The sequence below is a fragment of the Neobacillus sp. NPDC097160 genome, from assembly GCF_044762155.1.
In the GTDB taxonomy this organism is placed as follows: domain Bacteria; phylum Bacillota; class Bacilli; order Bacillales; family Cytobacillaceae; genus Neobacillus.
Window position 1 is genome coordinate 133916 of record NZ_JBIWDU010000003.1, and the last position, 6204, is coordinate 140119.

At 38.5% G+C, this 6204-nt stretch carries 5 protein-coding genes; all 5 read left to right on the forward strand.

Features of this window, described 5'->3' with window-relative positions:
* Positions 1 to 84 precede the first annotated feature (84 nt).
* The 5 genes from resA (at position 85) to ACIQXV_RS05010 (ending at position 6129) form a co-directional block, all read left to right on the forward strand.
* The gene (resA, locus tag ACIQXV_RS04990) at positions 85 to 609 is read left to right on the forward strand and encodes a thiol-disulfide oxidoreductase ResA (protein WP_402956602.1); all 525 of its coding nucleotides are present in this window, start codon (positions 85 to 87) and stop codon (positions 607 to 609) included.
* Positions 610 to 632: 23 nt separating this feature from the next.
* Positions 633 to 2258: a cytochrome c biogenesis protein ResB gene (gene resB, locus ACIQXV_RS04995; protein WP_402956604.1), complete on the forward strand. Its 1626-nt coding sequence runs from the start codon at positions 633 to 635 to the stop codon at positions 2256 to 2258.
* A complete protein-coding gene (gene ccsB / locus ACIQXV_RS05000; protein ID WP_402956606.1) occupies positions 2259 to 3443 on the forward strand; it encodes a c-type cytochrome biogenesis protein CcsB in 1185 nt (394 codons plus the stop codon).
* Positions 3444 to 3637: 194 nt separating this feature from the next.
* Positions 3638 to 4354 (forward strand): response regulator transcription factor, encoded by a 717-nt coding sequence (locus ACIQXV_RS05005; RefSeq protein ID WP_402956607.1) that lies wholly within the window; start codon positions 3638 to 3640, stop codon positions 4352 to 4354.
* Positions 4351 to 6129 (forward strand): ATP-binding protein, encoded by a 1779-nt coding sequence (locus tag ACIQXV_RS05010; RefSeq protein ID WP_402956609.1) that lies wholly within the window; start codon positions 4351 to 4353, stop codon positions 6127 to 6129. The genes ACIQXV_RS05005 and ACIQXV_RS05010 overlap by 4 nt, the downstream gene beginning before the upstream one ends.
* Positions 6130 to 6204 lie beyond the last annotated feature (75 nt).

The following is a 6204-nucleotide window of genomic DNA, read 5'->3' on the forward strand; positions in this document are numbered from 1 at the left end:
TCCGTTAGCACTATGCCAGTATTAGAAAGTGCTATAATTTAAGACAAACTGTGTCATGTGTTTCATTTTATTGGAGGTTTTTGTATGAAAAAACGGCGATTAGTCATTCGATCGATTATTTTACTTGTACTTGGAGCTGCCGTTGCCTATTCGCTTTATGCTAATCTTACAAAAGATAAAAAACAAAAAGTTGCGGTAGGAGAAATCGCACCTGATTTTGCCTTAGTCGATATGCAGGGAAACAAGCATCGTCTTTCTGATTATCGTGGGCAAGGTGTGTTTTTAAATTTCTGGGGAACCTGGTGCCCTCCTTGCAAAAAAGAAATGCCCTATATCAATAATCAATACCATCAGTATAAAGACAACGGAGTACAGGTTTTGTCTGTCGATATTCAGGAGCCCGAGCTTGCTGTTAATCAATTTGCGGAACGTCTTAAACTAGATTTCCCGATTATGATTGATAAAGATAAAGAAGTCATGAATGTTTATGGTGTGGATCTGCTTCCGGCAACATTCTTAATTGATAAAGACGGCAAAGTGGTGGAATATAATACCGGAGAACTGACGGAATATAAGGTTAAGGAGTTTATGGAGAAAATAAAACCTTAAGGGATTGTAGGGAGTTTTAAATAATGAAAGATGTAAAATGTGAATGCGGGCATGTGAATCCGCATGGAACCGTGTTATGTGAAGCCTGTGGAAAAGTGCTGGATGAAAAAGAAAAGAATAATAAAGAACTTCTTGACATGCGCTATGAGGGAAGTGCACGCCGCTCACAAACATATAGTAAAACCTTTATTGATAAAATCTGGAATTTCTTTTCCTCGGTAAAGGTCGGTGTTTGGCTGATTATTATTACTTTGCTTGCTTCCATTCTTGGAACCATTCTTCCGCAGGAAATGTACATTAACCTGCCTGCAGATGTCTATTATGAGCAGGAGTATGGCTGGTTTGGAAAATTATATTACCAATTAGGCCTGCACGATTTGTATGGTTCATGGTGGTACTTACTACTAATTGCCATGATTGGTATTTCTCTTGTAATTTGCAGTCTTGACAGGGTAGTCCCTTTATATAAGGCATTAAAAGCACAACGAGTCACAAGACATGAAGGATTTTTAAAGCGTCAACGTGTATTTGGTGTGAATAAGAACGTTGATGAAAATGATTTTATAAAAATTAAAGAGCATTTAAAGCAGAGACGCTATCGTATCCGCGAAGAAAATGGCGATTTGTTAGCTGAAAAAGGTCGTTTTTCCCGTTGGGGCCCGTATGTAAACCATGTAGGCTTAATTATCTTCTTATTTGGCGGAATGCTGCGTTTTATTCCCGGATTTTATGTGAATGAGAACTTATGGGTAAAGGAAGGAGAAACGGCTGTCATCCCGGAAACAGGTGAACGGTTCTACCTCCAAAACAACCAATTTATTTTGCAGCACTATGATAAAAATAAAGATAAAACGTTTGAAAAAGCGATTGAGCAGGCTGGTGAGGTCGTTAAGAATTACCAATCCAACGTTTTATTATACGAACGAGTTAGTGAAAATCTTCCTGGAGAGAAACCGAAACTAAAAAAAGTAAAGGAATATAAGGTTCGTGTGAATCATCCTTTATCCTTTAATGGTTATTCTGTTTTCCAATCCTCATTTAGAAGTGAACTAAAAGCGATGACCTTTATGCTGACGAATAAAGATTCTAATCAGACTTTTGGAGAGATAAGAATTAACCTTGAGGATCCAAAGGCCAAATATGATCTCGGTAATGGCTACTCTGTGAAAATTCTTAATTATTTTCCAGACTTTGAATTTGACAAAAATAAGGAGCCTTCTACTAAATCGCGAGTACCCAACAATCCTGCCTTTGTTTTTGAGATGACTTCTCCCGATAAAGCGAAACCGGAAACTAGTTTCGTAGCCATCAAACAAACCATTGAGCCATTTGGCGATAATACTTTAAAGATGGCATTTAAGGGAATTGAAACCAAAAATGTTTCTGGATTTACTGTCCGTAAAGATTCATCCTTATGGGCGATAATTTTAGGCGGTATCATATTTATGATTGGTGTCATCCAAGGAGCCTATTGGAACCATCGCCGGATTTGGGTGCAAAATAAAAATGGGCAAGTTTGGATTGCTGCCCATACTAATAAAAATTGGTATGGCTTAAAACGGGAAATTGAAACAGTTTTGACAGACACGAAGCTTAACATCCCAGATGATCAGCTTCAAGGGGAAAATACGGACAAGGAGGGCGTCTAGTTGGCAACATTAAGTAGTAATTTATTGTTTATTGCGTTTATTCTTTATTTAGTTGCAACCCTGTTTTACGGTGGGTCCATTAAAGCGAAGAAGGACATAAATGAAAAGAAGGGAACCAACAGGTGGGGAACAATTGCAGTATTTTTAACGATTGTCGGTTTTATTTCCCAGCTTGGTTATTTTATCACCAGATGGATTGCTGCTGGCCACGCTCCAGTTAGTAATATGTTTGAGTTTACGACGTTTTTCGGAATGGCTCTTGTTGGTGCATTTATTGTTATTTATTTTATTTACCGAACAACCTTACTTGGATTATTTACAATGCCTGTAGCCATCTTGGTTATTGCCTATGCAAGTATGTTTCCTAAGGAAATAACTCCGTTAATACCGGCATTACAGAGTTATTGGCTTCATATCCATGTTACCACTGCGGCACTTGGGGAAGCCATCCTGGCGATCAGCTTTGCAGCAGGGCTTATCTATCTGGTTAAAGCAATCGATCAGACAAAATCGAACAAACGAACCTTTTGGCTGGAATCGGTCATGTTTTCATTAGTTGCGGTGCTTGGATTTGTGGCTGTATCATCTGTATTTTCAGGGATTGGTTATCATGAGAAATTTAATTGGACTGATAAACATGACAATCAGACCGTTGTGGAATATACAATGCCTGCTATTACCGGACCGCATGAAGGGGAATTACTGACAAAAGATGGATTTAAGCCGTTAATTGAAATGCCGGCTTTTATCAATGCAAAAAAAATGAATACGGTAATTTGGTCATTAATGGCTGGCCTTATACTTTATGGCCTAATCAGATTAATCTTAAGGAAACGGATTGCAGCGGCACTTCAGCCACTTGTAAAAAATATTAAGCTGGACTTTGTTGATGAGATTAGCTATCGATCAGTGTTAATTGGCTTTCCGGTATTTACACTGGGAGCACTTATTTTTGCGATGATTTGGGCGCAAATGGCATGGTCACGGTTCTGGGGCTGGGATCCAAAAGAGGTTTGGGCGCTTATTACTTGGCTATTTTATGCCGCGTTTATGCACTTAAGGCTTTCCAAAGGCTGGCATGGTGAAAAATCAGCATGGCTTGCCGTAATTGGCTTCGTGATTATCATGTTTAACCTTGTTGCTGTTAATTTGGTTATCGCCGGCCTTCATTCATATGCAGGTTAATTTATTTGTATCAATATTTAATTTTATAGCCTTCACTTTTTAATAAGTGAGGGCTTTTTTCAAACAAAAGAAACGAATAAATGATGAAAAATGACGTTGTCAAATTATTGACACTTTTTATATGAGTAATTACCGTGAAAATATAGAAAAAAGCAATACCATTTTGTACAATAAACTTCATGGGGGGATTAATAATGGAAAAAGACGTGAAAATTTTAGTTGTGGATGATGAAGAAAGAATTCGCCGCTTATTAAAAATGTATTTAGAGCGTGAAGAATATATGATTGATGAAGCAGAGGATGGGAACGAGGCATTAGCAAAAGCATATGCAAATGATTATGATGTTATTCTCCTTGACTTAATGATGCCTGGTAAGGATGGAATTGAAGTTTGTCGTGAATTAAGAGAAAAAAAGGCTACTCCTGTAATCATGCTAACCGCCAAAGGTGAGGAAATCAACCGTGTTCAGGGGTTTGAAGTCGGGACGGATGATTATATTGTCAAACCATTCAGCCCACGGGAAGTAGTTCTGCGTGTAAAGGCCCTGTTAAGAAGATCTTCACAAACAAGCTACTTGCAGACCGAAACTACAACAAAGGATGTCATTGTATTCCCGCATTTAACAATTGACAATGATGCCCACAGGGTTTCCGCTGATGGCAAAGAGGTCAGCTTAACACCTAAAGAGTATGAATTGCTTTATTTCCTGGCAAAAGCACCGGATAAGGTGTTTGACCGCGAACAGTTGCTGAAGGAAGTTTGGCATTATGAATTTTTCGGTGATTTACGGACAGTTGATACGCACGTAAAACGTCTCCGTGAAAAATTAAACAAGGTTTCTGAACAGGCTGCAAAAATGATTGTAACGGTTTGGGGAGTTGGCTACAAATTTGAGGTCGTAAATGAATGACCTTTTTACGAAGTGTTGTAGGTAAACTTTGGTTTACTATCCTTTTATTAGTATCATTTATTCTGTTTATCTTAACAGTTATGCTCCTAGAATTTTTCCAAAATTATAACATTGAACAAACAAAAAAAGACTTAACCAATACAGCAGAAAAAATTGCCTATGTCTTGGAGGAACATCCCGATAAATTGTCACTTGGTTTGGAAATTTCCTGGGAATTTGTCGATGATGTAACAAAAGTAGTTGTTGTTAAAGGTGAAGATGAAGTCTACTATTCTCCAAATACCGAAAAGGCAAAAAAATTATCGATCGAAGATATTAAGAGTGACCCAGACCTAGTACAAATATTTCATAACAACAAAACGGTTGAAAAAGTTTCGAACCTTTCCAATAGTTACGGTAATCAGGATGCCAGTTATTCCATTATTGGTGTACCGTTGCATCTACCGGGTGAAAAAAGTGGTGCTGTATTTATTTATCAATCACTAGAAGCTATGCAAGAAACATCTCATAACGCAACTAAATTTATTTTGCTTGTTGCAGGTGTTGCCATTATTCTAACAACAATCTTTGCCTTCTTTTTGTCGACAAGGATTACAGCCCCTTTAAGAAAGATGAGGGAGGCGGCATTTGAAGTGGCGCGGGGGAAATTCGATACGAAAGTCCCGATCCTAACACATGATGAAATTGGGGAGCTGGCAACGGCCTTTAATCAGATGGGCAGGCAATTAAAGTTCAATATGAATGCCCTTAGCCAGGAAAAAGAACAGCTATCAAGTATCTTAAGCAGTATGGCTGATGGGGTAATTACTTTTAATCGGGATGGTACAATTCTCATTACGAATCCTCCAGCAGATCGATTTCTGCAATACTGGTATTATGAAAAAGGGGGATTTGGCTCCGATTCGGAGTCTATTCCTACGCAGGTAATGGAACTTTTTCAACAGGCAGTAGATACAGAAAAAGAACAAATTGGTGAAATATCCCTTCAAGGACGTCATTGGGTCATATTGGTTAGTCCGCTTTATAGCAACCAATTTATTCGTGGAGCTGTAGCCGTTCTAAGGGATATGACAGAGGAACGGCAATTGGATAAGATGAGGAAAGACTTCATTGCCAATGTTTCACATGAACTTAGAACACCTATTTCCATGTTACAAGGATACAGTGAAGCGATTGTAGATGATATTGCCGAATCACAGGAAGAAAAGAAAGAAATGGCAAAGGTCATCTATGACGAATCACTGCGAATGGGCCGGCTTGTAAATGAGCTTCTTGATCTTGCACGAATGGAAGCTGGACATATTCATCTATCAATGGAAGATGTGGACATTTCCCCTTTCATCAATCGAATTATCCATAAATTTCAGGGGTTGGCAAGAGACAATGACATTTTATTGCATGCGGAAATAGAAAATGGTGTTTCAGCGTTTTTGTTTGACCCAGATCGAATTGAACAAGTTTTAACGAATTTAATTGATAATGCAATTAGACATACACCAAAAGGTGGAGCTGTTACATTAACAATCACTTCTGAAGAAAAGGGAGTTAGGATGGAAGTTAAAGATTCTGGCTCCGGCATACCTGAAGAGGACTTACCATTCGTTTTTGAGCGCTTTTATAAAGCAGATAAAGCAAGAACACGCGGAAGAGCGGGAACAGGATTAGGGTTGGCAATTGTGAAAAATATTATTGATGCCCATCGCGGCCATATTTCCGTTCAGAGTAAAATGGATCTTGGAACGACATTTTCCTTCTTGCTTCCACGAAAAAAGTAAAATAAACATTTATTTTGCCGATTGTTCTTGATTCACGGGGAACATTTAAAAGCGAAAGCGTCTTGCCCAGGGGCG